28 protein-coding genes are annotated in these 24,311 nt (G+C 50.6%); 16 read left to right on the top strand and 12 right to left on the bottom strand.

From position 1 onward, the window contains the following. Positions 1–2: 2 nt before the first annotated feature. Both rpmA and rplU read right to left on the bottom strand, forming a co-directional pair. On the bottom strand, positions 3–278 hold the full coding sequence (gene rpmA, locus V0288_RS07365) for a 50S ribosomal protein L27 (RefSeq protein ID WP_332864412.1): 276 nt from the start codon (positions 276–278) through the stop codon (positions 3–5). A gap of 34 nt (positions 279–312) precedes the next feature. After that, positions 313–693: a 50S ribosomal protein L21 gene (gene rplU, locus V0288_RS07360; RefSeq protein ID WP_332864411.1), complete on the bottom strand. Its 381-nt coding sequence runs from the start codon at positions 691–693 to the stop codon at positions 313–315. A gap of 194 nt (positions 694–887) precedes the next feature. Between rplU and murQ the strand changes: the two genes are divergently transcribed. The 6 genes from murQ to V0288_RS07330 all read left to right on the top strand — a co-directional run bounded on the left by murQ (position 888) and on the right by V0288_RS07330 (position 5,743). Continuing rightward, a complete protein-coding gene (murQ, locus tag V0288_RS07355) occupies positions 888–1,805 on the top strand; it encodes an N-acetylmuramic acid 6-phosphate etherase (RefSeq protein ID WP_332864410.1) in 918 nt (305 codons plus the stop codon). Between the two features lie 150 nt (positions 1,806–1,955). Then, entirely contained in the window at positions 1,956–3,449 is a 1,494-nt protein-coding gene (locus V0288_RS07350) for a site-2 protease family protein (RefSeq protein ID WP_332864409.1), read from the top strand. Between the two features lie 129 nt (positions 3,450–3,578). Continuing rightward, positions 3,579–3,878 (top strand): putative quinol monooxygenase, encoded by a 300-nt coding sequence (locus V0288_RS07345; RefSeq protein ID WP_332864408.1) that lies wholly within the window; start codon positions 3,579–3,581, stop codon positions 3,876–3,878. 153 nt (positions 3,879–4,031) lie between these two features. Then, positions 4,032–4,616 carry an esterase/lipase family protein gene (locus tag V0288_RS07340; protein WP_332864407.1) on the top strand — a complete coding sequence of 195 codons (585 nt, stop codon included), beginning with the start codon at positions 4,032–4,034 and terminating at the stop codon, positions 4,614–4,616. A 90-nt stretch (positions 4,617–4,706) separates the two neighbouring features. Beyond that, complete coding sequence (locus V0288_RS07335) at positions 4,707–5,312, top strand: GNAT family N-acetyltransferase (RefSeq protein ID WP_332864406.1); 606 nt, start codon at positions 4,707–4,709, stop codon at positions 5,310–5,312. 104 nt (positions 5,313–5,416) lie between these two features. Continuing rightward, positions 5,417–5,743, top strand: a complete 327-nt coding sequence (locus V0288_RS07330) for an antibiotic biosynthesis monooxygenase (RefSeq protein ID WP_332864405.1) — start codon at positions 5,417–5,419, stop codon at positions 5,741–5,743. Here V0288_RS07330 and V0288_RS07325 read toward each other — a convergent pair. Next, on the bottom strand, positions 5,740–6,318 hold the full coding sequence (locus V0288_RS07325) for a rhomboid family intramembrane serine protease (protein ID WP_332864404.1): 579 nt from the start codon (positions 6,316–6,318) through the stop codon (positions 5,740–5,742). The two genes, V0288_RS07330 and V0288_RS07325, sit on opposite strands and share 4 nt — an antisense overlap. 115 nt (positions 6,319–6,433) lie before the next feature. Here V0288_RS07325 and V0288_RS07320 point away from each other — a divergent pair, with 115 nt between their 5' ends. Further along, complete coding sequence (locus tag V0288_RS07320; RefSeq protein WP_332864403.1) at positions 6,434–6,703, top strand: BrnT family toxin; 270 nt, start codon at positions 6,434–6,436, stop codon at positions 6,701–6,703. A gap of 20 nt (positions 6,704–6,723) precedes the next feature. Next, a complete protein-coding gene (locus V0288_RS07315; RefSeq protein WP_422661927.1) occupies positions 6,724–6,981 on the top strand; it encodes a BrnA antitoxin family protein in 258 nt (85 codons plus the stop codon). A gap of 3 nt (positions 6,982–6,984) precedes the next feature. On the opposite strand, the gene V0288_RS07310 is transcribed toward V0288_RS07315, so the two are convergent. Both V0288_RS07310 and V0288_RS07305 read right to left on the bottom strand, forming a co-directional pair. Beyond that, the gene (locus tag V0288_RS07310; protein WP_332864401.1) at positions 6,985–7,392 is read right to left on the bottom strand and encodes a helix-turn-helix domain-containing protein; all 408 of its coding nucleotides are present in this window, start codon (positions 7,390–7,392) and stop codon (positions 6,985–6,987) included. Between the two features lie 14 nt (positions 7,393–7,406). Next, positions 7,407–7,712, bottom strand: coding sequence for a type II toxin-antitoxin system HigB family toxin (locus V0288_RS07305; RefSeq protein ID WP_332864400.1), 306 nt, complete (start codon positions 7,710–7,712; stop codon positions 7,407–7,409). A 911-nt stretch (positions 7,713–8,623) separates the two neighbouring features. Here V0288_RS07305 and mutL point away from each other — a divergent pair. The 6 genes from mutL to V0288_RS07275 all read left to right on the top strand — a co-directional run bounded on the left by mutL (position 8,624) and on the right by V0288_RS07275 (position 15,013). Then, positions 8,624–10,270 carry a DNA mismatch repair endonuclease MutL gene (mutL, locus tag V0288_RS07300; RefSeq protein WP_332864399.1) on the top strand — a complete coding sequence of 549 codons (1,647 nt, stop codon included), beginning with the start codon at positions 8,624–8,626 and terminating at the stop codon, positions 10,268–10,270. 448 nt (positions 10,271–10,718) lie between these two features. Further along, complete coding sequence (locus V0288_RS07295) at positions 10,719–11,162, top strand: hypothetical protein (protein WP_332864398.1); 444 nt, start codon at positions 10,719–10,721, stop codon at positions 11,160–11,162. A gap of 41 nt (positions 11,163–11,203) precedes the next feature. Next, positions 11,204–11,626: a secondary thiamine-phosphate synthase enzyme YjbQ gene (locus V0288_RS07290; RefSeq protein WP_332864397.1), complete on the top strand. Its 423-nt coding sequence runs from the start codon at positions 11,204–11,206 to the stop codon at positions 11,624–11,626. 87 nt (positions 11,627–11,713) lie between these two features. Next, on the top strand, positions 11,714–12,652 hold the full coding sequence (locus V0288_RS07285) for an ABC transporter ATP-binding protein (RefSeq protein WP_332864395.1): 939 nt from the start codon (positions 11,714–11,716) through the stop codon (positions 12,650–12,652). Further along, positions 12,642–13,472: an ABC transporter permease gene (locus tag V0288_RS07280; protein ID WP_332864394.1), complete on the top strand. Its 831-nt coding sequence runs from the start codon at positions 12,642–12,644 to the stop codon at positions 13,470–13,472. Before V0288_RS07285 ends, V0288_RS07280 begins: the two co-directional genes overlap by 11 nt. 5 nt (positions 13,473–13,477) lie before the next feature. Then, positions 13,478–15,013, top strand: coding sequence for a GldG family protein (locus V0288_RS07275; protein WP_332864393.1), 1,536 nt, complete (start codon positions 13,478–13,480; stop codon positions 15,011–15,013). 74 nt (positions 15,014–15,087) lie between these two features. Here V0288_RS07275 and V0288_RS07270 read toward each other — a convergent pair whose 3' ends face one another. Together V0288_RS07270 and V0288_RS07265 are read right to left on the bottom strand one after the other, a co-directional pair. Beyond that, on the bottom strand, positions 15,088–15,504 hold the full coding sequence (locus V0288_RS07270; RefSeq protein WP_332864392.1) for a thiol-disulfide oxidoreductase DCC family protein: 417 nt from the start codon (positions 15,502–15,504) through the stop codon (positions 15,088–15,090). 12 nt (positions 15,505–15,516) lie between these two features. Next, positions 15,517–16,512, bottom strand: a complete 996-nt coding sequence (locus V0288_RS07265; RefSeq protein WP_332864391.1) for a glycosyltransferase — start codon at positions 16,510–16,512, stop codon at positions 15,517–15,519. 121 nt (positions 16,513–16,633) lie between these two features. Here V0288_RS07265 and V0288_RS07260 point away from each other — a divergent pair, with 121 nt between their 5' ends. Beyond that, positions 16,634–18,514 (top strand): alpha-amylase family glycosyl hydrolase, encoded by a 1,881-nt coding sequence (locus tag V0288_RS07260; protein ID WP_332864390.1) that lies wholly within the window; start codon positions 16,634–16,636, stop codon positions 18,512–18,514. A 52-nt stretch (positions 18,515–18,566) separates the two neighbouring features. Here the strand turns inward: V0288_RS07260 and V0288_RS07255 are convergent, their stop codons facing one another. Further along, a complete protein-coding gene (locus V0288_RS07255) occupies positions 18,567–19,163 on the bottom strand; it encodes a tudor domain-containing protein (RefSeq protein ID WP_332864389.1) in 597 nt (198 codons plus the stop codon). Between the two features lie 85 nt (positions 19,164–19,248). Between V0288_RS07255 and V0288_RS07250 the strand changes: the two genes are divergently transcribed. Then, positions 19,249–19,689: a hypothetical protein gene (locus V0288_RS07250; RefSeq protein ID WP_332864388.1), complete on the top strand. Its 441-nt coding sequence runs from the start codon at positions 19,249–19,251 to the stop codon at positions 19,687–19,689. Here the strand turns inward: V0288_RS07250 and V0288_RS07245 are convergent. From V0288_RS07245 to V0288_RS07230, 4 genes are all read right to left on the bottom strand, one after another. Continuing rightward, a complete protein-coding gene (locus V0288_RS07245; RefSeq protein WP_332864387.1) occupies positions 19,686–19,973 on the bottom strand; it encodes a YggT family protein in 288 nt (95 codons plus the stop codon). The two genes, V0288_RS07250 and V0288_RS07245, sit on opposite strands and share 4 nt — an antisense overlap. A 65-nt stretch (positions 19,974–20,038) precedes the next feature. Beyond that, complete coding sequence (locus V0288_RS07240; protein WP_332864386.1) at positions 20,039–21,826, bottom strand: ABC transporter ATP-binding protein; 1,788 nt, start codon at positions 21,824–21,826, stop codon at positions 20,039–20,041. Between the two features lie 72 nt (positions 21,827–21,898). After that, the gene (locus V0288_RS07235; protein WP_332864385.1) at positions 21,899–22,993 is read right to left on the bottom strand and encodes a polysaccharide pyruvyl transferase family protein; all 1,095 of its coding nucleotides are present in this window, start codon (positions 22,991–22,993) and stop codon (positions 21,899–21,901) included. 143 nt (positions 22,994–23,136) lie between these two features. Beyond that, positions 23,137–24,048, bottom strand: coding sequence for a hypothetical protein (locus V0288_RS07230; protein ID WP_332864384.1), 912 nt, complete (start codon positions 24,046–24,048; stop codon positions 23,137–23,139). Positions 24,049–24,311: the final 263 nt, after the last annotated feature.

Below are 24,311 nucleotides of genomic sequence, written 5' to 3'. Positions count from 1 at the left end.
TATTAACCGGCAACAGCTTCCGCGGCCACGGGATAAACGCTCACCTTGCGACGGCTTTTGTCCTTGTACTCGAAAGTAACGATCCCATCGACCAGCGCGAATAGAGTATCGTCCCCACCGCGACCGACGTTCACACCGGGATGAACTTTCGTACCGCGTTGACGGACGATAATACCGCCGGCTTTAACCGCCTGGCCGCCGTAAATTTTAACCCCGAGACGCTTCGATCGAGAGTCGCGTCCGTTGCGGGTACTCCCCGTACCTTTCTTATGAGCCATAATTCTCTCCTGATTTCTGTATTAATTTTAAACGTTATTCTTCTTCGGCCGCGCTATCTTCCACGACCGTCTCGGCTTTCGGAGCCTCGATCGTCGTGCCGTTAAAATTGATCGAATCGATCATAAAACGGGTTAACTCTTGACGGTGGCCGCGTTTTTTGCGGGTTTTCTTTTTCGGGCGCATTTTATAGACGAGAATCTTTTTGCCCCGACGGTGTTGCATGACCGTTCCCTCCACCGTCGCGCCCTCGATAAAGGGTTGACCGACGCTGATCTCGTCCTCGTGATGGATGAGAAGAACTTTATCGATCGTGTGACTCGCGCTTTCCTCGACGTGCAGTAGTTCGATGTCGTAGTAGCGGCCGGGTTCCACCCGTAATTGTTTGCCGCCGGTTTCAATAATCGCGTAACTCATAGTTTTCTTCGATCGGTATTGCCGTACAGGTAGCCGGACGATTCCGGCTTTTGTAAATGTCTCCACCTGATCCGAGCAGGAATTGACACAATTTACTATCATCGCGGATCGCGCGGGCGAATGTCAACGCTTTTCCCGCAACTATCCGCTATATACTAAAACGTAATCCAAATTTATCACTCGATCGAACCGTTATGGAACCGTGGGAAAGCCGGGGACACCTATTAACCGAACAGATTAACCCGAAAAGTCGGGATCTAGACCGATTAACCCCGCTGGAGTTCGTGGATCTGGTCAATCAAGAGGACGCGCGAACCCTGGAAGCGATCGAACGGGCCCGCGTCGAACTGGCCAAAGCGATCGAACTGATCGCCGACTCCCTCTCTCAAGGCGGTAGACTCTTCTACATCGGCGCGGGAACTAGCGGCCGGCTGGGAGTTCTCGACGCGGCCGAATGTCCCCCCACCTTCTGCACCCCCCCCGAACTCGTCCAGGGAATTCTCGCGGGTGGCGCGCCGGCTTTACTGAAAAGTTCCGAGGGATTGGAAGACAACCGCGACGACGGGGCGGCCGCGATGGTAGAACGGGAAATTAGCCCGTTAGACGTGGTGGTGGGCATTACCGCGGGAGGAACAACCCCTTACGTTCACGGCGCGCTAGAAGAGGCGAAAAAGCGGGGCGCTAAGACCGTCGCGATCAGTTGCGTCCCGGCCGAACAGGTTCCCATCGACGCGGACGTGGATATCCGTCTCCTCACGGGCCCGGAAATTCTCGCGGGTTCGACGCGGTTAAAAGCCGGAACCGTCACCAAAATGGCCCTGAATATCCTCTCCACGGGGTCGATGGTGCGTTTGGGCAAAGTCTACGGCAATCGTATGATCGATGTAGCGGTCACGAACCGGAAACTATTCGATCGAGCCATCCGGATTATCGGCGATCTCACCGGGTTAGACCGCGAGGAATCCGCCCGCCTACTCGAAAAAAGTGGCAAACGAGTTAAACTAGCGCTATTAATCCACGAGACCGGATTAACTCCCGAAGAGGGCGAAAAACTTCTCCAAACCCATCGGGGTCAACTCCGCGCCGCCCTCAACGCCTACAAAAATCCATAAACAGAGCGTAGGGTGGATTAGCGAAGCGTAATCCACCGAATCTACCCAGAAACTCGTCCGAAATATCGCTTTCTCTCACAATTTTTTACTTCACGAACTTTTTAATCGAATTTATCCATAAATAAAGATTATTCCCTTTGATATCCTCTCATGGTTAACGTTTCTTCAGAAATCGGCACGATCGCCCTGATTCTTTCGGTCGCGGTGGGGATCTTGGGCTGGGGTTTTTACCGGGCGCGACCCTACGGCAAACTGGGCATTCTCGCCTGGCTACAATCGGTCGTTTTGATGGCCCCCTGGCTGATCTTTTTCGGGCTATTCGCGGCGGGAATCTATATCAATCTCGTCGCTATCCTGTTTTTAATCGTCGGTTCCGTCATTCTCTACATCTATCTCGGGAAACGTCTCCGGGTGGAGGGACAGAACGCGGCGATCGATCGCCGAACCGTTCAACCCGTTACCGCGACGGAAACACCGGAACCCCCGACCGAAAACCCCGTCCCGGCGATCGTTCCCGAAGTGATTCCCATCCCCGAAGAAGATCTCAAAGTCATTCAAAGTATCTTCGGGAGTGACACCTTTTTCGCCACCGAAACGATCTCCTTTCAAGAGGGAGCGATTTTTAAAGGAAACCTGCGCGGCGAATCGGAAGAAGTCCACAACCGCCTAACCGCTAAATTAAAAGAACATTTTCCCGACAAATACCGTTTATTTCTCGTCGAGGGAACCGATGAAAAACCCGTGGTCATCGTCCTCCCCAGTACCGACGACCCGAAACCCGCCTCCCTCGCGCAGAAAAACCTCGCCCTCGTTCTCTTCGTCGCCACCGTCGTCACCAGTCTCGAAGCGGCCAGTATTTTACTCGGCTTCGACCTGTTCGAGAACTGGGGACGCGTCCGGGAGGCGCTTCCCTTGAGTTTAGGCTTATGGGCCGTTCTCATCGCCCACGAGGTCGGTCATCGTATCCTCGCCAAACGCTACAAAGTCCGGTTAAGTTGGCCCTATTTCCTCCCCACCTGGCAGATCGGTTCCTTCGGCGCGATCACCCGTTTCGAGTCTTTATTAGCCAATCGTACCGCTTTATTCGATATCGCCTTCGCGGGGCCGGCTCTAGGGGGCTTAATGTCCCTCTTACTCTTGCTCGCGGGCTTAATTCTCTCGAACTCGGGAAGTTTATTCCAGATTCCCAGCCGCTTTTTCCAGGGGTCGATCCTCGTCGGTTCCCTCGCGCGCGTGATCTTGGGCGAGGAACTGCAAAACGCGGTCATTTCCATCCATCCGTTAGCGATCGTCGGTTGGCTGGGTCTGGTGATCACCTCGCTCAATTTACTCCCCGCCGGTCAATTAGATGGCGGTCGCATCGTACAGGCGATCTACGGTCGCAAAATCGCCCGACGCACCACCCTCGCCACCCTCGTTTTATTGGGAATTGTCGCCCTAATTAACCCCGCGAATCCCATCCCTCTCTACTGGACGGTTCTCGTCGCGTTCCTACAACGGGAATTAGAACGCCCCAGTTTGAACGAGTTGACCGAACCGGACGACACCCGCGCCGGCTGGGGGTTATTGGTTCTCTTTTTAATGTTGGCCACGCTGATCCCGTTAAGTCCGAGTTTAGCCGGCCGTTTAGGGATCGGAAATTAAAAGGAAGCCGTACAATAGATAGTAGAAGCCGTTAGCTATCAGCCGTCAGCCGATGACCCTTAACTCGCGCCTTGAAAGCTGATAGCTGATAGCTGAACGCTGATAGCTAAAAGCCTCCTACCCTCGCTTATGTCTGACTCGAAACTGTATGTTATCGCCCGCGTGATCGCCTCGATCGATCGAATCGAGGAAACGCGAGAACTCATGGTAAGTTTACTAGAGCCGACCCGTCGGGAAAACGGCTGTATTCGCTACGATTTATTTCAAAATCGAGAAAATCCCGCGGAATTCACCTTTATCGAGGAATGGCAAGATCAAGCCAGTCTCGACGCGCATCTCGCCAGTCCCCACATCCGGGACGCGATCGCGAAACTCCCCTCCCTTTTCGTTTCCGGCCCCGTAATCACTCTTTACGATCCCGTCTCCTAGACCTCTCACACAATTCGTTTTTAAAGGTCTAAAAATTTTAAAAGTGGTAATTAGCTATACCGGATAAATAGCTTTTTGATGAAATTATTAACAATAATATTCTGTGTTCTTCCTCCTGACTCCTGACTCCTGACTCCTGACTCCTGTACTTCCATGAATCCCGTCGTCCTCGTGCATGGCTTTCTCGATACGATCGCCGTTTTCGACCCGATGACCGAGTATCTGACCGGTCACGGCTGGCCGGTGCATCGTCTCAACCTCGTCCCCAATCACGGTTACGAAAAGTTAGAAGTTCTCGCCTCTCAAGTGGCGAATTATATCGATAACCATTTCGCGCCCGGTACGGCGATCGATCTGGTCGGTTTTAGTATGGGCGGATTGGTGACGCGATATTATTTACAGAGACTCGGGGGGATCGATCGGGTTCAACGCTATATCAATATTTCCGCGCCCAATCGCGGAACTTTAACCGCGTATAGTTTACCGTTGATGGGCATCCGGCAAATGTGTCCGGATAGCCAATTCCTCGCCGATCTCGATCGGGATTGCCGGCAGATTCTCGGTAAGATTAAAACGACGATTATCTGGACTCCCTTCGATATGATGATTGTCCCCGCTCACGGTTCCTGTTTGGGAGTGGGGAAAGAAATTATTATTCCCGTCCTCCTTCACGCGTGGATGGTGCGCGATCGCCGGGTTCTCGCGACGATTAAAGAAGCTTTATCGGAACCGGTTTGAGAAGAAATCACGAAATCGATCGAAGGATTAACCACCAGATTAGATGTATTTTGTAAAGTGATCATTTTGGGGATTTCGAGACGGTAAGAAATGAAAATCGATTCCCCGATCAACGACGCGATGAGTAAAGTTCTGGAAAGCGATCGAATGATTCTCCGTCCCTGGTTATTTCCCGAGGATAGGGAAGCTTTTTTCGCGATCTATCGAGAGCCGGAAGTAACGGAATTTCTGCCGACGATCCGCCGTTTAGCTACCTCCGCTGAATCTTTAGGCGATTTTTTCGGTCAGAAGTTACGAACCCTCCGCGAGCGAGGGAATGGATTGGATTGGTGGGCGATGATCGATCGAGAAACCGGCGAAGCGATCGGTTCGATTATCTTGCAAAATTTACCCGATAACGCGGGAAATCTTACGGAAGAAATCGAGATCGGCTGGCATTCGCGGCGCGATTGTTGGGGACGGGGATACGTCACCGAAGCGGCGCGAGTGATTCTAGAATACGGTTTTAAAACGTTACAATTACCGATTATCTATGCCGTCATTCATCCCGATAACCGGAATTCGATTCGGGTCACGGAAAGGTTAGGGATGCGATCGATGGGAATAACGGAGCGCTATTACGGGCAAGAATTACGGCTATTCGCCATCGAAACGGGAACGAACGCGACAGAAACCGAGTATCCGAGTACAAGTTAAGTTTGATTTTAGAACATCAAAAAATATTGCGTATTCTCCCGGAGTCGATCGATCCGAGCTTTAATAATAAGTAGTGATAATTACTTAATTTTTCCTCCATCATCATGCGCGAATTTTTAGATTTTCTCAAACATAAATACGCTTACGTGGCGATCGGTGAATTTAAGCCAGGCTGTTTCGGGGAAGCCCAAAAACTCTACGAAAAAGCGGTTTCCAGCTATTCCACCGGCTTTAAAGGCGCTTTTCTCCTACAAAAACCCGGAACCGACGAGGGAATCGCGGTGATCATGTGGGATCGGATCGAGGACATGGAAGCCAATAAAACCGAGGCTCACGAACTGATCATGAAGTCGATGGCCCCCCTATTCGCCAAACCTCCCGTGACCGAATTTTACGAGGTTTGTAGCGAGATCGAGGGATCGCCCGTCTAGGAATAGTGTTTTTTCTCGGTGGCGATTAATTTAGCGGCGAGAACCCCTCCGAGGAAGCCGAAAAGATGTCCCTGCCAGGAAATGCCGTGTTGGGTAGGTAAAACGCCCCAGATCGCGCCCCCGTAGAGAAAACCGACGAGAAGCGACAGCAAGATCGAGGGAATATTTCGCTGGAAATACCCTCGAAATAACAGAAATCCTAAATACCCGAAGATCAGAATACTCGCGCCGACGTGAATCGAACCCGGCACCGCGAACAGCCAGACTCCCAAACCACCGACGAGCATGGTTAGCGCGGTGACGATAAAGAAATCGCTGGTTTCCTGGAGCATGACGAACCAGCCGAGGACGAGAAAAGGGACGGTATTGGCGATCAGGTGCGGGAATCCCGCGTGTAGGAACGGAGCGAAGAGTATTCCCCGCAGTCCCACGAGATTATGGGGAATTATGCCGAAAAGATCTAGTCGATCGTTAAAAACGAATCGATCGAGGATTTCGACGATCCAGAAAGTGGCGACGAAAGAACCGAGGATCAATCCTTGGGTTTTGAGTTCGTGATGGAATCCCTTACTCATGGCGGTTAATGATGAGTCGTTTTCCCTATTCTAGCTCTGGAATTCGCGGGCCGAGCGATCGGGGTTATAAGCTCGATTCTTGGTAGTATGTACGGATGTGCATACTATAATCGAGATGGTCTATCAATGGAATCCCGATAAAGCGATCGCCAATCTTCGGAAACACGGTATCGACTTCGCGGATGCTGTATCGGTTTTCGAGGACTATCTGGCAATTACCATCCCCGACAATCGGTTTGAAGAGGAACGGTTTATTACCATCGGGATAGATGCTTTCGGTAGAGTCTTGGTAGTTGTATATACGTTGCGTGGAGATGAGATCAGGCTTATTTCCGCCCGTACAGCGACTCGAAAAGAGCGAAAACAATATGAGGAAGAATTTTAAAAATGGAACCAGAATACGAGATGGAATCTGAATACGATTTTAGTCAGGGAAAACGCGGGGCGATCGAACCGACACCACCGGGGAAAACCCGGATCACGATTCGATTAGATGATGATATTCTGGCTTGGTTTCGCGAACGGGTTCATATCGCGAACGGTGGGAACTATCAGACGTTGATCAATGAAGCACTACGACAACATATCGATCGAGAACGCGAACCTTTAGAAGAAACTTTACGGAGAGTGGTTCGGGAAGAACTCGCGCGGCTCGATCGATAGATTTTATTCCTTTTTATCGAGCGGGAAAAATAGAGCGGGAGAAATTTGAAAAAACTCCGCTAATTCCTGAATATGTCTCGCGGTTAAATCCCGTTTTCCGTTTAAAACCTCGGAGACGATCGACTCGGTTTTAAAAATCGGTACGAGATCTTTCTGCCGGAGATTATCCGCTTCGATTAAAAACTTTAAAAGCTCGACACCATGAACATCAATGATCGGATCTAGAGTTTGCTCGTAATCATAAATTAAAGTACCGAGAACATTTAGATAATCTCGTTCTTCTACCGTCAAACTCGGTTTATCTAAAAGAGAGTTCACAACTTCCTGTGTCGCTTCTAGTTCCTCGTCGTTACGGATCGGACGAGGGGGAAACTTATGTAGTAACGCTAAATAGTCATCTGTTACGAGCATAGGTGAATTTATTTTTAAGATTTGTACCAGTCATCTTGTTTCCATCGCTCTTTATCATATTCCGCGTGAGTTAACACATTTCGGATAAAAAGTTTACCAGCTTGAAAGTCGATAAAGGTGATTAACCGATAGTTGTTACCGCCGATATTGAATACTACGAAGTTCGCTACCAGATCGGCGGAAGGAAATGTATCGCGAACATCTTGGAAACTCCGCCAGTTAGCTTGTTTAGCCTGTGTATACCAGCGTTTCAGTCCGATTTTAGATTCTGAATGGATTTCCCAAAATCTTTTGAGGGCGGATTCCGAAATAACGTTCATCGATGATTTTCCTCTTACAATTTTTCGTATTGTGCATACCCAATCTCCCAATCCAATGTACAGGCATAGACCCTAAACTTAGCAAATCGCGAAGTTGTTTGTCAAGTCTCCCGACCCAATACCTCTCGGTTAAGGATTTTTTAGGGGATCTCGCCTACGGCAGACCGAAGGTTTCAGTATCTTTGTGAACGGGTCAATGGTCCTATCCGAGAAGTATTGCGGGACGACCGTGAAGCCGTCCCGAAACACTTACCCTACCCCTGATCAGGAAGTTGGCGAATCTCTCTTGGAAAATTCGGATCATTTCCCGGACTCGGAATGCAATCGATCGTCGATCGATCCACGGAACTCATTGAGAGAAATGGATGCAGAACAAGCGAGATGATGCACTTCAGCAGCAGTATAATAATCTCCCGCCGCAATCGGTTGCGTGAATTTTTTTTCATTGAATTTCCAAAAATTTTGTGCTAGACCGCGGCATCGCGCCTACGTGGAAATTGCCTGTACTCGCTACCTGACAATGACCATCTAGTCCCCTGAACGAATTCTAAACGCAATCGCTGCTACCAGAACTATCTCGAAGACAAAACCATTATAGATCGATCAGCAATTTTGTCGCAACTACCTCGACTGAATTGATGGATTTTTCCGGGCTTCTCACCTACGCAATCCCAAGAGTTTCAGTATCCTCGTGAATGGGGAAATCTCGCTATCCGAGAAGTATTGTCTCCCGACCCGTTACGCTCGATAACCGGATCGATCGCCCGTGACGCGATAGGATATGAGAGGCAAATCCAGCCCGCAACTACCGAAAAGCGTAGTAAACTGTAAAGAAATCGATCGGATCGAAGGCTATCCAGCTACATACGGCCTTTACCTTTCGTAACCTCACCGCTCGTTACCTTCCTTACGTGCCGATACAAGTTTTACCGAAAGACGTGATCGATCTGATCGCGGCGGGAGAGGTGATCGACTCTCTAGCGGCGGTGGTGCGGGAATTGGTCGAGAACGCTATCGACGCGGGGGCCGATCGAATTACCGTTTCCCTCTCCCCCGAACTCTGGCGAATACGTGTCACCGATAACGGCAGGGGAATGTCGGTAGCGGATCTCGAACTGTGTAGCCGTCCCCACAGCACCAGTAAAATCAGCCGTCGCGAGGATCTGTGGAAGATTACCAGTCTGGGATTCCGGGGGGAGGCGCTACACAGCATCGCGCGGGTGGCGCGGTTGAGTATCGCCAGTCGGAATTCCGAGGAAATGGGCTGGCGGGGAACGTACAATACGAACGGGGAATTAGAATCGTTAGAAACGATCGCCATCGCCACCGGCACGATCGTCACGGTGGAACATATTTTTCGCGATTTTCCCGTTCGGCGTAAGGGTTTACCGCCGAAATCCCGCCAGATTAAGGATATACAGTCACTCATTCACGATATCGCCCTCTGTCATCCCCATATCACCTGGCAAACGGTTCTCGACGGCAAAGACTGGTTTAAAATTAGCCCCGGTAGCGGTTGCCAGCATATTCTGCCGCAGATTATCAAATCCTTGCATTTATCCGATCTCGCGTACTTACAAACCGAGATCGAGGCGCCGGATCATAATCTTTCTACCCTGGAACTGGCGATCGGACTACCCGATCGAGTGTCCCGTCGTCTGCCCGATCGGGTAAAAGTCGCGGTAAACGGTCGCGTGGTGCGCTGTCCCGACCTAGAATCGTCACTCTGTCAGGGTTTCGCCCGTACACTGCCGAAAGATCGCTATCCCGTCGGTTTCCTACACCTGCACACCGATCCGAGCGCGATCGATTGGAACCGTCACCCAGCGAAAGCGGAGATATACTTGCACTCGCTCCCCTTCTGGCAGGAACAGGCGATCGGCTCGATCGAACGGGCTTTCCGTCTCCATAGCGAACAGATTCCCGAAAAAGCTCATAATCAGCGGGTAACTCGCGTTCTCAAGGCGGCGGAAGAAAAAACGCCCTATCAGATACCCGATCGCCCGCGGGATAATTTACTGAATCTCAAAGCCGTCGCGCAGGTGAACAATACTTATATTGTCGCCGAACACCCGAATGGGCTGTGGTTGGTGGAACAGCATATCGCGCACGAAAGGGTTCTTTTCGAGCGATTGGAGGATCAGTGGAAAATCGTTCCGCTGGAGAGTCCGGTAATTGTCGATCGACTCGCCGCGGAACAGATCGAGCAATTGCAGAGAATCGGCATCGATATCGACGAATTCGGCGAGCGATCGTGGGCGATTCGCAGTATTCCCGCGCTTTTAGCCGAACGGGACGATCGATCGGACGCGTTACTGGAATTAAGCTGGGGAGGGGACTTACAAACGGCGCGGGTGGCGGTTGCCTGTCGGAGCGCGATCCGCAACGGAACCCCGCTATCGATCGAAAAAATGCAGGAATTACTGGAAGATTGGCAGAATACTCGAAATCCCCGCACCTGTCCCCACGGAAGACCGATTTATCTATCCTTAGAAGAAACCTCTCTCGCTCGCTTTTTCCGCCGTCATTGGGTGATCGGCAAAAGTCACGGCATTTAAAGGGGAAAATATTCGCCGGGAGTCCCGGTTTCCCTCCTGCCTTCTCGGACACGGCGATCGAGGAAAGTTTTCCCCGGAATTTTCCCCGCGTTGTTCGGGCTTTTTCCACAGCTTATCCTTGGTTTTTCACAGTAATTTAGTATTAACTAATCGCTAGTAAATACAGGAGTTCTTTGAAAAAAATCGCTCGATCGCTTTAAGAAAATTTTAATTACAAAAACTGCACCATTCATGATATAGTAATTTTTCTGACTATCTAATCCTCTATTAAACGCTTGAGTTTTGACTATTTTTCCAAAGCTTAAAAACTCAATAAAATCGCTAAAAAAAACGAGTTTTTAAATCGATTGATTCTAGCTAAAAAAGTACGGAAAATATGGAAAAATCACCTTTATTTGAAGGGAGCGGGAGTTCTGTTCACCGTTCCCGAAAGGAGTCGATCGAGAGAATGAGAAAAAATCCCACACCGACGAGAAGTAAAGAAAATCAACGGCAAACCGACGTTAGCGCGCTCGATCGCCTTCGGGAACGCTGTCCCGTTCCCAATCCCTACCGCGCGGGCGATATCTGTACCCTTCTCCCGAAAGGCAATCCCGATTTACGGAAACGAGCGGGACAATGGTGCGTCGTCGTGGAAGTTCACACCTTTTCCTGTTCCGTCGCCACTTGGGACGCGGTAATTCAGGTGAAGATCGAGAATTTGCGGGAGGTGTATTATTCTCCGCGTCATCGGGAGGAATTGTACCGATTACGGGAACGATTGTACCGTCTATCTAAAGCCAAACACGACGAATCGGTGCGGAATTTTCTGGAAACTCTCGGAAAGATCGATCGCCCGTTCCTGACTTCGATCGAGGAAAAATTTCTCGAAGTGTTAGAAAATCAGCCGTGATCCCGCGTGATTGAAGTGATGATATCCTGTCTACATTTCCCATGAAACACTATCAAAAAAACCTCACCGTTAAAACCAGCCCGAAAAATTTCCATCGAATCACCTCCCAAGTCGAATCGATCGTGGCCGAATCGGGAGTGAAAACGGGATTATGTACGTTATTCATCCGTCACACGTCCGCGTCATTGATTATTCAAGAAAATGCCGATCCCGATGTATTAACCGATCTGGCCAACTTTTTCGCGAAATTAGTCCCGGAAGATCCGAGTTTATATCTCCACACGACCGAGGGAGCGGACGATATGCCCGCGCACATTCGATCGGTCTTAACGCGCACCTCCGAACAGATCCCCATTTCTAACGGTAGATTAGTGTTGGGAACGTGGCAGGGAATCTATCTCTGGGAACATCGGAAAGGTCGTCACCAGCGCGAGATCGTCGTGCATATTAGCGGGATCGGTTGAGGGATCTCGGCCGCTCAGAGGATTTCCCGCCCGATCGAAGTTACCCGATCGGGGGATAATGGATCACTGAATTCACGCGGGTACTCCATGATTGAAGTCGAAAACCTCAGCAAGATCTACGGGACGACGACCGCGATCGCCGATGTGAGTTTCAGCGTCGGTAAGGGGGAAATTCTCGGCTTTCTCGGTCCCAATGGCGCGGGAAAGACCACCACCATGCGAATTCTCTCCGGTTATATCCCCGCGACCTCCGGGACGGCAAGAATCGCGGGATTCGATGTACACGATCGATCGCTGGACGTTCGCCGTAATATCGGTTATCTGCCCGAAAATCCGCCCCTTTACCCGGAAATGACCGTCGAGGGGTTTCTGGATTTCGTGGCCCGGATCAAGGGAGTGGCCGCGGGCGATCGAGGCAAACGGGTCGATTTCGTCCTCGATCGTTGTCAACTTCTCGATAAGCGGAAAGTGATTATCCGCAAGCTTTCTAAAGGCTATAAACAACGCGTCGGTATCGCGCAGGCGATCGTTCACGATCCCCCGGTAATTATCCTCGATGAACCGACCGTCGGCCTCGACCCGAAACAGATTATCGAGGTGAGAAATTTAATTAAAAGTCTCGCGGGAGAGCACACGATTATTCTCTCGACGCACATTTTACCGGAAGTTAGTATCACCTGCGATCGGGCGACGATTATTAACCGCGGCCGCGTTGTCGCCACCGATATCGATACGGAAATCCCGAAAAGTTCCGGCTATGAAATCGAGGTCGAGGGGGACGTGAGCGAGATTATCCCGATGATTTCTAATATTCCCGACGTGGAAAGGGTCGAGAATCCCCGTCCGTCTTTTTTGAAGATTAGCTGTCGATCGGGCGCGAATATCGGCTCGGAAATCGCCTCGATCGTGGTCAATAGCGGCTTGGGGTTAGAAGAAATGCGTCGGGTACGTCCCACCTTGGAAGATGTCTTTTTAGAGGTAATCGGTCACGATATCGATCGACAGGAACAGAATCATGATCAATAACATTTGGGCGATTTTTCGGAAAGAATTCCTCGGTTATTTTACCTCTCCTACCGCCTACATTATCGTGGCGGTATTCTGGTTGATAGCGGGCTTTTTCTTCAATTCTCTGCTCTACGGGATTATTCTCGCTATCGCCAATCAGGAACGATCGGGCTTACCCGTGTCTAGAGATGTGGTTTACGAATTCCTCACCACTTTTATCGGTTCGCTTTTGCCCTCGCTATTATTGGTTTTATTGCCCGCGCTATCGATGGGATTATATACCGATGAAAAGAAACAGGGAACTTTAGAATTACTAGCCACTTCCCCGTTAACCAATTGGAGTGTGGCGCTGGGGAAATTACTGGGAACGATCGCTCTATTTACCGTGATGATCGTGCCTTTCTGGATCTACGAGATCGTGATTTTCAGCGCGGCGAGTCCCCCGGTGAATCTCCAAGGAATTTTACTTTCCCATCTCGGATTACTTCTTCTCGCCTCGTCGATTTTTTCGATCGGGATGTTTATTTCCGCGATCACGGGTAACAATATTATATCGTATATCGTCACCTTTATCGTCGTTCTCGTGGCCTGGCTTCTCGACGTGATCGCGGGGAACGTGGAATCCTTCTTTCGGGATAGAATCGGCGGGGATTTGGGGGAAAGAATCGGATTTTTCTGCAAAGAAATTCTCTCTCATCTGTCTTGGTTCGAGTCGTTCAATAACTTCGTTCTAGGAATTTTCGATAGTAGCAGTCTGGTTTTATTCCTCAGTTATATCTTTCTCGGCATCTTTTTAACCTCCCAGGCGATCGAAGCCTCCCGCTTTCAGAGAAACTAATCCTTATGCAGTTCAAAACCTACCGTAAATTTCTCTATATTCCCGCTTTAATTTTTATCAGTGCCGGTTTGGTCGCGGGTTTTGTTTCGGGGCAATGGTCGCCCGTCCCGATCGCTCTCGCCTCGATCGGGATTATCATTTTAATCGCCTGGTTATTTCTCGCGTTACCGCGGGGATTCTGGCAGAAACGATCGACCCGTGCGGGAACCCATACCCTGATTACCACGCTAATCGTTCTGGCACTTGTCGGTCTGATTAACTTTCTCGCCACCCGCGATCCCGTCCGCGTCGATTTCACCGAAAAACAACTGTATAGCCTCTCCCCGCAGACCGATCGACTCCTCGCGGATCTACAACAACCGGTCAAAGTATTCATCTTCTCCAAGGGAGGTAATGATCCGAACGAAGAGGAACTTCTCACCAACTATCGCCGCGAAAATTCCCGGTTCGAGTACGAGTTTATCGACCCCGAAAAAAAGCCCAACATCGCCGGAGAATTTAAAAAACTCTCGGACAATATCCTTTATAGAGCCTATCTACAATACGGGGATAAAAAACAACCGATTAAAACGCTCGTCGAGGGGGAAACCTTAACCGAGGCGAAATTAAGTAACGCGATCGAAACGATCCGATCGAACCGCACCCTGACCGCGTATTTCCTCCAGGGCCACGGGGAACCCGAGATCGGCAAACCCGAGGGCGGCCTCGTTCAAGCGGTGAACAATTTAGAAAGTAAAGGCTATAAAGTCGAACCGTTAAATCTGGTACAGCGATCGGGCATTCCCGATAACGCCGATGTTATCATCATCGCCGGGCCGACCCGAAAACTTTTCCCCCAAGAAGTGACCGCGCTGAAAAACTACGCCGATAAAGGCGGGAAATTATTCCTACTTCTCGATCCGCAAACCGACGCGGGATTAGACGATCTTCTCAAGGAATGGGGCGTAAAACTCGATAAACGTTTAATCATCGACGGATCGGGTGCGGGCAGACTGCTCGAACTCGGGCCCGCGTCGCCGATTATCACCGATTACGGGAATCATCCGATTACCCGCGATTTCGGCAATGGAATCTCGATTTTCCCGAACGCGCGCCCGATCGCTACCGTTCCCGTCGATGGTGTGGAAGCGGTATCCCTATTAATTACCAACGAGAAAATGTGGGCCGAAAGCGACCTAAGTTCGCCGACTCTTCAGTTCGATGCCGGTCGAGATGTTCCCGGCCCCTTCGATCTGGGAGTCGCCCTAACGCGAACCGCCAAACCGCCGAAAAAAGACAGCAAATTAATCGTGATCGGCAACTCCACCTTCGCCCTCGATGGTTTCTTCCAAGAGCAGTTAAACGGCGATATTTTTCTCAATTCCGTGGCGTGGTTAACCGCGGGAGATAACGCGACGCTCTCCATCCGTCCTAAGAAACCGGAAAATCGCCGGCTGAATCTCACTCCCCTGCAAGCGAACGCGGTTTTCTGGATCTCGATCGTGTTTATGCCCCTACTCGGTTTTACCCTGGCCGGGGTGACATGGTGGCGCCGGAGATAGCGGTCACTTTCGGTTCTAGATACCCCGGATTGTCGGGAGGCGAGCGATTTTCCCGAACGCGCGGAAATCCGGTTTTAACCTCTCACTCCCGAATCTTGCCCCGAACAACCGAAGGGATACGCGGGGCGATAGGTTTCCGCACGTTTACCGAACCATTGATAACGATTGTCGCGGATCTGTTCGTAGGTGCGATCGCCCAGCCATTTCGCCCCCGGTAACGCGCGGTACGCGAGGACGAACATTTCGCCCACCGGTAGCAGACGGATAATTTCCTCGGCCGCGTCGCTTCCCTGCCAGCGTCGCGCGGGGTTATCACCATCGATGAGGATCATGCCCATCTCGCAATCTTTCGGGGTGATGCCGAAACTTTCTAAGATGGCGACCTCTTGCATGGGGATATAGGTGAAAATTTCCCCTCGATCGAACTGTTCCAGTAATCGGGTAAAAGTAACGCAGAGGTTGCAATTCCCGTCGTAGATAACGTGATACATAGGGTTTTTCGTCTATTTTAAAAATTTCTTTTTGACTTTGGCCAGCGATCGATCCAGCCACAATTGTTTCAGCCGCCAGAAATCTAACCCCTCGATATCGCCCCGATAGCGGGATTGAATATCGAAAAACTCGTTAATCTCCTGTAAAATAACCGATAAGCGTTTAACGAGATTTTCTTCCCCATATTCCTCGAAAAAGCTCTCGGGAACGGGACGGGAGGGAAAATCACTCACCGCCGCGAGAATTCGATCGACATCGTATTGTAGGGAGTAAGCGCCGATTTTCCGGCAGTTGAAACCCGGATCGAGATAATCCGCGAGGGCGCTATTGACACTGGAAAACACCTCGCACCCGCAGGCGAGCGCTTCCATCGGCGGTAGTCCGAAACCCTCGGTAACACCGCTTACCGCCCAGTATTCCGCGGAATCGTAGAGATATATCTTACTACGGTTGAATAATCCCGCGAGATCGTCTACAAAACCGTCGAGAACCTTGACGCGACAACGGGAACGAAGCGCGGGAACCAATCGATCGAGTAAATATTTCGACGATTTTCGCCCCTGTACCAGCACATCGATATCGCGTTCCAAACCCAGCGGACGGAACTCCTCGCCGATCTGGTTAGGGAGGTAATAAATCAGCGAATTCGGGGCTTTTTCGCCCCAGTAGCCCATCGTGTTCCGGCTGACGGTGAGGATCGGGATACGGGAGGGAAGACGAAAACCGTACCCGGCACTATGGGCGTGATAGAGAAGATTTCGCGATCCCAGTTCCCTCACCAGTTTCGGAACGTCAAAACCCCAACTTACGACGAAAATACTATCTTCTGTATCGATTTTGTCGATAATGTCCTTTAAAAATAAACAATCCGCCTCGCGCTGACGGTAGGTAACGATTTCCGCCGGACAGATCCGACGGGCGAGGTTCACGGTTTTTAATTCGGCCCACAGTCCCCCGCCCCCGAAGGGTTTGGTTGTACCGGGTAAGAGAAAATACAGCGTTCGCATGATGGAAAGATCGATCGATTTTCGGTAGCCGTTTCTACAAATTGAGACTTGCTTAAGTTTACAGGGTTCTCTCTCGATCGCCCCTTAAAATAACGGAGAAAATTTTTTCAAATTCAAGATTATGGCCACCAAAACCCCGATCGATAGCGAATCGCCGCGTTCGCTGGAGGATGTGGATCTCACCCCCCGCGGCCGGGTGTATCCGAGTCCGCGTACCTGGCGCGATCAGATCTTCTATCAATTATTACCCGATCGATTCAGTGACGGGAACGAGGGAGATCGACCGATGTTCGATTACCGTCACCCCGATACCTATAAAGTCCACGATAAGGCCACCTGGATGGCCGCGGGCGATCGATTTACCGGCGGGAAAATTCGCGGCATCACCAGCAAACTGGATTATTTACAGGGGTTGGGAGTGACTACCCTCTGGATCAATCCGCCGTGGAAACAGCGCGTCGATCTGGAAACCTATCACGGCTACGGGATTCAGAACTTTCTGGAGATCGATCCCCGTTTCGGGACGCGGCAGGATCTGCGCGATTTAATCGACGCGGCGCACGATCGGGGAATGTACGTCATTCTCGACGTTATTTTCAACCATTCGGGCAATAATTGGTTCTATCGCGATGAATTGACCGCGGAACCGAAAAGCACCATGCCCTATCGTTTCGCGCCTCCCTATCCCGTCCACGGCTGGCGATCGAGCGAGGGCAAAAGTATTCCCGAACCGATTACCCTAGAAGATGGGGCCTGGCCGAAAGAATTTCAAAATATCGACGTTTACACGAGATCCGGCGAGATCGGCGATTGGGGGGTCGCGCCGTGGGAAGATCCGCTCAGTCCCTTCGTTCAGTACCGCCGCGGCGACTTTTACGACCTGAAAGATTTAAATTTAGAAGATCCCGTTACCCTACCGATCGTTATTAAAGCCTACGAGTATTGGATCGCGCTCACCGACTGCGACGGTTTCCGTCTCGACGCGGTGAAACACATTTCCCCGGCGGCCTGCGGTATTTTCTGTCGCGCCATCCATCAGTTCGCCGAATCGATCGGTAAGGAGAATTTCTTTATCACCGGCGAGATCACCGATGCCAGTATCGCCCCTAGCTACGTGGATCTTTTCGGCCGTAATCTTAACGCGGTACTGGGAATCAACCGGGGGCCGGGTTTATTGACCGGATTAGCCAAAGGATTAATCGGTTCGCGGGATTTCTTCGCCATGTACGACGACAAGCAGGCGACCGGATTGGCACTGCAAACGGGGCAGTTCGTGGTCAACGTCCTCGACGATCACGATATGTCCTCGCGGGCGAGAAAAGAGCGTTTCGCCGCGAATAATCCCGCGGTGGATCTCTATCAACAGGTGGCGCACGTTGTCGGCATCCAGCTAACGATCCCAGGCATTCCCTCGATCTATTACGGAACCGAACAGGCTTTCGACGGCAACGAGGGCTATCACGATTACAGTGTCGAACCGCGTCGTTTCGCGGAGGATCGCTACGTGCGCGAGGATATGTTCGGGGGGGCTTTCGGGGCTTTCGCGACCGCGGGCTGTCACTTTTTTAACCCGGATCATCCCACGTATGTCAGGATCGCGGCGATCGCTCGTTTACGCAACGGTCGGAAATCGATCGGGCGAACCCTACGGCGCGGTTTTCTCTATCCCCGCGAGACTTCCTACGCGGGTTATCCGTTCGCGTTACCCCCGAGCGGCGAGGTCATCGCCTGGTCGATGGTACATTACAATACGGAAGTTCTTATCGTTTTCAACAGTCATAGCCTGGAAAATCGCGGCGCGGACGTGACGATCGATGCTTCTATCCATCCACGCGGTTCCCATCTCACCTATCTCTATCGCGGCGATTGGAATGAAGGGCAGTTAAAAGATTCGCCCCCGAAAGAAACCGTTGTCGTAGATTATCACACCGACGGACGCGCCACGGTCTCGATCGATCTCCCCCCGTCGGGGATGGCGATTCTCTCCGCGTTCGCCGATTGATAGTTGAATAAAAAGGGGTTTCCCGGTAACTCGCCGATCTCGAACGATTTCCCTAACCGATCGATCGAAAGCGCCAGTTCACCCGATTCCACTGGTAGATCCCTTGAATCTCGAACTCCTCGCCGGTCTCGAAGCGGACGGTACAACTCGCGGTCTCCGATTCGTCCTCGTCGCGCAGGCCGATCACTTGACAGGGATACCATTCCCTGCTACCTGGATCGTCCTCGCGCACCCATTCCCAGAGGCCGTTGGAAACCTCGATCGAATCACCGATCTGTAGTTTCTCCCGCGTCAATCCCACCCGTTGTAAATATTCCTGCCAGTGGATCGGCTGAACCCGATTCAACCAACTCAACCCGTAGCGATCGCGGATAAATTGTACCGTTCCGGAGGGGCGATCGTTGAGCCAATCGTTCAAAATACTCCCTTTCCAGGAAAGATTCTCGCTCTCTCGCTCGCGGATGAATTCCAGTAACGTCTCTCGTTCTCGCGCGGATAACTCGTCGAGGGGATTACCGTCCGCGAGGGTTTCGGTGTCTAGAAATGCTTGCAGTAAAATTTCTTTCTGTTGTTCGTTTAACGGCACTAGATGGTTCTCGCACTGGAGAAAAGCGGCTTTAAGGGCGGTTTCGATCTCTGCTCGTTCCATGCGTTCCCCGAAAAAGCGATCCGCGACGAAGACGATTCACGATAATCTGATGGATGGGGAAATCATACCGTAAAACCGTTCACCTATGAGATCTCGATCGATTATCGTCTGTTTGCTTTCCGTTCTCTTCTGGCTGTCGGGTTGGCTGTTCGTCCCGTTCGCCCTAGCCCTGACCTCGATTCAACTCACCGATATTTCTTACAAAGACTGTCCGCCGGAGTTAGCGGAAGGAAGCGTTACTAGCGGGGGAACCAGTTATCCCGCCTATTGTTTTCTCATCACCGGAAAAGCGAAAAATAATTCCGGGAAAACCGTTTACGATGCCGACGTGTTCGGCCGTGTTTACGACGCGAACGGCGAACCCGTTTTACAGAATCGGAGTCGCGTGGGTTCGATCCCGGAAGTTCCGCCGGGAGTCAGCGATTTCGAGATCCGGATCTCCGTCTCGGAAAATCAGCCGACCCCGCTGAAACTGGAACAATTCAAAGCGTCGGGTTTTACCAGTAGTGTCAACCCCACGATCTAGAAGCCACTGCTGATCAGACTACTCGCCCCCGCGACCAGTAAATTCTGTACCACGTTGAGGAGGAGAAAGGCGAGAATCGGCGAAAAATCCATCCCTCCTAGCGGGGGGATGATCGATCGAAAGAGATTCAGATAGGGATCGGTGATCGGGCTAAGAAACGAGATAATCTGTTCGGCCCAGCCCGCGCTTTGGAACCAGGTGAGTAAAACCCTAATAATGAGCAAAACCGAATAGATTTGCAGGAAGTTAATTAGAATCGTCAGAATAAACCCTACATCACCCATAATTGAACCGTTCCTTGTGGCAGTGAATGATAGTAAAGATCTTACCGGAGATAGCAAAATACGGCTCACGACCCGAGGAAGGGTTCGATCGCTCTCTCCCCGGTTTGCACGCGCCAGAGGTTAGCGTAAATCCCGGATAGTTGCAGTAATTCCTCGTGGGTTCCGGCTTCGACGATTTTTCCGTATTCCATGACGTAAATCCGATCGCTATGGCGGATCGTCGAGAGACGGTGGGCGATCGCGATGGTGGTACGGTGACGGGTAATTTCCTCTAGGGAACGCGAGATCGCCGCTTCCGTGTCGTTATCTACCGCCGAAGTCGCTTCATCGAGGATTAAAATCGGGGGATCTTTCAGGATAGCGCGGGCGATCGACAAACGCTGTCTCTGTCCTCCCGAGAGTTTCTGTCCCCTTTCCCCGACGATCGTATCGTAGCCGTGGGGGAGTTGTTCGATAAATTCGTGAGCCGAGGCGATTTTTGCGGCGTTGATAATTTCCTCCGGCGACGCGTCCGGGGTTCCGTAGGCGATATTTTCCCTCACCGTCCCGTGAAAGAGAAACACGTCCTGACTGACGAGACCGATCGCCCGACGCAGATCGTAGAGGAAGATATCGCGGATATCGATGCCGTCGAGGGCGATCCGTCCGGATTCGATCTCGTACAGTCTCAGTAATAGCTTAACGAGGGTACTTTTGCCCGATCCGGTCGATCCGACGATGGCGATCGTTTTTCCCGCGGGAATATGTAGGGAAAGATCTTTTAAAACGGGATAACCGTTACTATAAGCGAAGGAAACGTTATCTAGGTCGATCTCGCCGCGAATCTGGTTGACGGGGAGGGAAATCGCGCCGGAATGGATAGCGATCGGCGTATCGAGCAGATCCATCACCCGATTGGTGGAAGCCATCGCGCGTTGGTAGAGATCGAGGGTTTGGCCGAGACGGGTTAGCGGCCACAGGAGGCGCTGGGTAAGGAAAACGAGGACGCTATAGGTTCCTACCGCCAGTTTCCCGTTGGCTACCGACATCCCGCCGAAGAGTAAAATGGCGCAGAATCCCGCGAGGATAATAATCCGGATCAGGGGAATAAAGGCCGCGCTGTAGACGATCGCTTTCCGGTTACTCTGACGGTAAGCCTCGCTATCGATCCGTAATCGATCGGTTTCATAGGCTTCGGTGGTGAAACTTTTAATCGTTAGAATGCCGCTTAAATTATTGGAGAGACGGCTATTGAGGAGGCTGACTTTTTCGCGGACTTCCGCGTAACGGGGGGCGAGGAAATTCTGAAAGGCGATCGATCCCCAAAGGATAAAGGGAATCGGTAACATCGCCATCCACGCGGTATCGGGGGTGAGGATAAAGAAGGCGGAACCGATGACGACGACGGTGGTGAGTACCTGTAGGATCTCGTTCGCGCCCACGTCGAGAAATCTTTCGAGTTGATTAATATCGTCGTTGAGGACGGAGAGTAACGCGCCGGTCGATCGTTCCTCGAAATAGCTCAGTTCGAGATCTTGAATATGGCTGTAGGCTTCCAGACGTAGATCGTGTTGGATATTCTGGGCGAGATTGCGCCATAAACGCTCGTAGGCGTACTCGAAAATCGATTCTAAGCCCCAAATTATGACCGATAGCCCCGTTAAAATTAATAATTGAGGAAAAACGGTCAAAATACCGAAGCGGGCGAATACGGACTTTTCTGGGGCGATGACGACATCGACGGCGATCCCGATCAGCGCGGGAGGGGCGAGATCGAAGAGTTTGTTGAGGATAGAACAGATACTAGCGCGGACGATCGCCGGACGGTAGGCGCGACCGTAGCGGAGGAGACGGAGGAGAGGATGGCTGGACAAGGGGACGGAGGCAGATCGGGACGGTTCGATTGTATCGAATCCTTGTCTCGATCGGAATTCCCGGCTAATTTTTCAGGCCGGTGATAGGGATAACAGTTTTCGCGTCGCTTCTTTTACCTCGGATGGATCTCTGGCGAATTTACAGAAGGGAATCCCGTGACTCCACGTTTCGTAAAAGGATTCGTTTTTATGATAGGCGTTCGCGAGAAATACGTGGGGAATCCCGAGGATGATACAGAGAATATGGCCGTGTAATCGACTGGTAATCACGAGACGGTGGGGACTAAACTGATAGATGCCGTTGTGCGCGTAGTTCCAGGAAGTAAGATGGAGCGAGGAATTGTCGAGATTTTTGAATTTAGCGGTATAAGGATGGAATTGTTTCCAGAGTTGTCGGGATACCCATTCTCGCGGGAGTAAGCTTCCCTCTCGCCAACCTTCTTGAAAAAGTACCGTCAGTCCCCCGATCGAGTTTAGCGCGGGTTTGCCTTTATTTTGATAGGAAGACCAATCTTCGACGACGAGGTTGGGGAGATCGAGAATATCGGGAGAAGAAGCGGTATTCAGTTCCTGATCTTGCCGGCGTAGGTAAAGAATGGTATCACTTCGATCGGGAGGGAGGGAAAGAGAAGGAAGATCGATTAACTGGAGGGCGAGATCGGGGGCTTTAAATACTTTACATTTCGGAAAATACTGTAAGGCTAATCGATAGCTTTGATTTTCTCGGGCGATCAGGGTAAGATCGGGATGATTGTTAAAGATTTCTCTGGCTCTATTTAATTTACTCTCGTATCGGAAAATCAGACTCTGGGATAGAATCACGATCGGTCGATCGGGATATTGCGATATAATTTTTTCATAAAAGTTCTGATAGTAACCCCATAGATCTCCGAGATTTCCGCCTCCGTGAATCAATATCGGTTGTTTTCGATCGAGCTTTTCTTCCATCTCCCGATCGGAAAACGAGGCGACACTAGCGCAATACTCGGGCCGTATTCCCAAAACATCGGTTAAATACAGGATCTCACCCAACCAGATAAGATGATCGCCGATATTATAGTGATCGGGATAAGACAATAAAGCGCACTCTTGAAAGGATTTCAGGGAAGAAAGGGCTTCTTCCAGAGAAGCGCGTAAATTTTGTTTCAGTTCTTGTATTTCTTTCATAGTTTACTTTTCGCAAAAAAAGCGACGAACTCGAAGTTTTATCATCGGCGATCGAGTGAATAAATTTCGTTGTTTACGACTTGTCAAAAAAATCGATCTCGAACGATTAACAAATCTAGATTGGCTGGCGAATAAGGGAGATCTTATTCCGAAAAAGGGCGAGACAGGTTGAGCGGTGATTCTGACTCTATCTCCTGAACGAAATAATAAAATTCTAGATCGCTTAAACTATTAATTTTTAGGCGAAGAGAACGCGCGCTCTCTCTTTTTATCTTATTGAGTTTTGTTAATATTTTTTGAGGCCAAGAATACCGAGGGAATTCTAGTTCTCCCTGTAATTGCAAACAGGCCTGTATTTTTTTATCCGGCTGAAATCTCTCCCGTTCTATTTTATATTTCACGATCCGATCTTTAAAAAAAACAATCCTCTCCTCCGGACTCCATCTAACGGGAAAACCGACTTTTCGCGCGGCGACTCCCATCGCGCTACCCGCGCCGATCTCGATGCCGTTTATTTCTAAATACCGGGAAATTTTTTCAAAGAGTCTCACGAATTCGCTTTCTTTCCCCGAGTCTTTCTTGACCACGAACATATATTCGTGAATCCATTTGATACTCTCGAACTCCGAATCCAGATCGAGTCGATGAATTATCTTTTGGAGATAGGGTAAAGCCTGACTTGTTATACCTTTCCGAGTGTGATGTTTGAGCAGACTACAGCAACTCCAAGCGGTTATTCCGGGCGACCAGCGTAAATCTTGAGGGATAGGGGCGAGAATTCGCATATCCGCGTCGATACAGATACAGTAATCGAATAAAGATAGGGATTTCTCGATCAGAAAGCTTTTGTCATTATCGCACCAAAGCTCTTGTCGGTGCGAAAAGGCGAGAACATTAGTTTCTTCTTGAAAATCTCGAACTCGATCGGTGAGGATAAGAAAAGGAGTGCCTGGAGAATATTTCGCGATGTCTTTCGCCAAAATCGAAGCCAAGTCTCGATATTTTTTGCCCAAAGCTAAAGTGGCGAAACAGAATCTTTCCGCGGGATCGTTCATAGAGGATTTCAAAAAGCTCGCTGTACAACTTTTATCACAATTTCCTCTTTTAGTCCGTACATCTTCGGATATACATCTTTGTCTAGAATCGCGTCGTTTCGAGGGAGTCCGTCGAGCGAAAACGCTTTTCATCCGTCCCGAGAGAGATTCGATCGGTTCGGAAATCCACGGCAAAAGGAAGAAAATCCCGCGAGAATTCTTCGGGGCCGCGATCTCGAAGCGTTCCCCGCGCGCGGCAGGCCCGCGATCGCCGCGAAAAACGA

Origin of the sequence: Pannus brasiliensis CCIBt3594 (assembly GCF_036688125.1) — a bacterium.
In the GTDB taxonomy this organism is placed as follows: domain Bacteria; phylum Cyanobacteriota; class Cyanobacteriia; order Cyanobacteriales; family Microcystaceae; genus Pannus; species Pannus brasiliensis.
Note: the sequence above shows the minus strand (reverse complement) of the source record. Positions and strands in the feature narration are given on the sequence as shown.

Bases quoted from the DNA above. Each gene is read 5' to 3' on its own strand.
- rpmA (WP_332864412.1), bottom strand. From the start codon at position 278: ATGGCTCATAAGAAAGGTACGGGGAGTACCCGCAACGGACGCGACTCT.
- rplU (WP_332864411.1), bottom strand. From the start codon at position 693: ATGAGTTACGCGATTATTGAAACCGGCGGCAAACAATTACGGGTGGAA.
- murQ (WP_332864410.1), top strand. From the start codon at position 888: ATGGAACCGTGGGAAAGCCGGGGACACCTATTAACCGAACAGATTAAC.
- V0288_RS07350 (WP_332864409.1), top strand. From the start codon at position 1,956: ATGGTTAACGTTTCTTCAGAAATCGGCACGATCGCCCTGATTCTTTCG.
- V0288_RS07345 (WP_332864408.1), top strand. From the start codon at position 3,579: ATGTCTGACTCGAAACTGTATGTTATCGCCCGCGTGATCGCCTCGATC.
- V0288_RS07340 (WP_332864407.1), top strand. From the start codon at position 4,032: ATGAATCCCGTCGTCCTCGTGCATGGCTTTCTCGATACGATCGCCGTT.
- V0288_RS07335 (WP_332864406.1), top strand. From the start codon at position 4,707: ATGAAAATCGATTCCCCGATCAACGACGCGATGAGTAAAGTTCTGGAA.
- V0288_RS07330 (WP_332864405.1), top strand. From the start codon at position 5,417: ATGCGCGAATTTTTAGATTTTCTCAAACATAAATACGCTTACGTGGCG.
- V0288_RS07325 (WP_332864404.1), bottom strand. From the start codon at position 6,318: ATGAGTAAGGGATTCCATCACGAACTCAAAACCCAAGGATTGATCCTC.
- V0288_RS07320 (WP_332864403.1), top strand. From the start codon at position 6,434: ATGGTCTATCAATGGAATCCCGATAAAGCGATCGCCAATCTTCGGAAA.
- V0288_RS07315 (WP_422661927.1), top strand. From the start codon at position 6,724: ATGGAATCTGAATACGATTTTAGTCAGGGAAAACGCGGGGCGATCGAA.
- V0288_RS07310 (WP_332864401.1), bottom strand. From the start codon at position 7,392: ATGCTCGTAACAGATGACTATTTAGCGTTACTACATAAGTTTCCCCCT.
- V0288_RS07305 (WP_332864400.1), bottom strand. From the start codon at position 7,712: ATGAACGTTATTTCGGAATCCGCCCTCAAAAGATTTTGGGAAATCCAT.
- V0288_RS07295 (WP_332864398.1), top strand. From the start codon at position 10,719: ATGAGAAAAAATCCCACACCGACGAGAAGTAAAGAAAATCAACGGCAA.
- V0288_RS07290 (WP_332864397.1), top strand. From the start codon at position 11,204: ATGAAACACTATCAAAAAAACCTCACCGTTAAAACCAGCCCGAAAAAT.
- V0288_RS07285 (WP_332864395.1), top strand. From the start codon at position 11,714: ATGATTGAAGTCGAAAACCTCAGCAAGATCTACGGGACGACGACCGCG.
- V0288_RS07280 (WP_332864394.1), top strand. From the start codon at position 12,642: ATGATCAATAACATTTGGGCGATTTTTCGGAAAGAATTCCTCGGTTAT.
- V0288_RS07275 (WP_332864393.1), top strand. From the start codon at position 13,478: ATGCAGTTCAAAACCTACCGTAAATTTCTCTATATTCCCGCTTTAATT.
- V0288_RS07270 (WP_332864392.1), bottom strand. From the start codon at position 15,504: ATGTATCACGTTATCTACGACGGGAATTGCAACCTCTGCGTTACTTTT.
- V0288_RS07265 (WP_332864391.1), bottom strand. From the start codon at position 16,512: ATGCGAACGCTGTATTTTCTCTTACCCGGTACAACCAAACCCTTCGGG.
- V0288_RS07260 (WP_332864390.1), top strand. From the start codon at position 16,634: ATGGCCACCAAAACCCCGATCGATAGCGAATCGCCGCGTTCGCTGGAG.
- V0288_RS07255 (WP_332864389.1), bottom strand. From the start codon at position 19,163: ATGGAACGAGCAGAGATCGAAACCGCCCTTAAAGCCGCTTTTCTCCAG.
- V0288_RS07250 (WP_332864388.1), top strand. From the start codon at position 19,249: ATGAGATCTCGATCGATTATCGTCTGTTTGCTTTCCGTTCTCTTCTGG.
- V0288_RS07245 (WP_332864387.1), bottom strand. From the start codon at position 19,973: ATGGGTGATGTAGGGTTTATTCTGACGATTCTAATTAACTTCCTGCAA.
- V0288_RS07235 (WP_332864385.1), bottom strand. From the start codon at position 22,993: ATGAAAGAAATACAAGAACTGAAACAAAATTTACGCGCTTCTCTGGAA.
- V0288_RS07230 (WP_332864384.1), bottom strand. From the start codon at position 24,048: ATGAACGATCCCGCGGAAAGATTCTGTTTCGCCACTTTAGCTTTGGGC.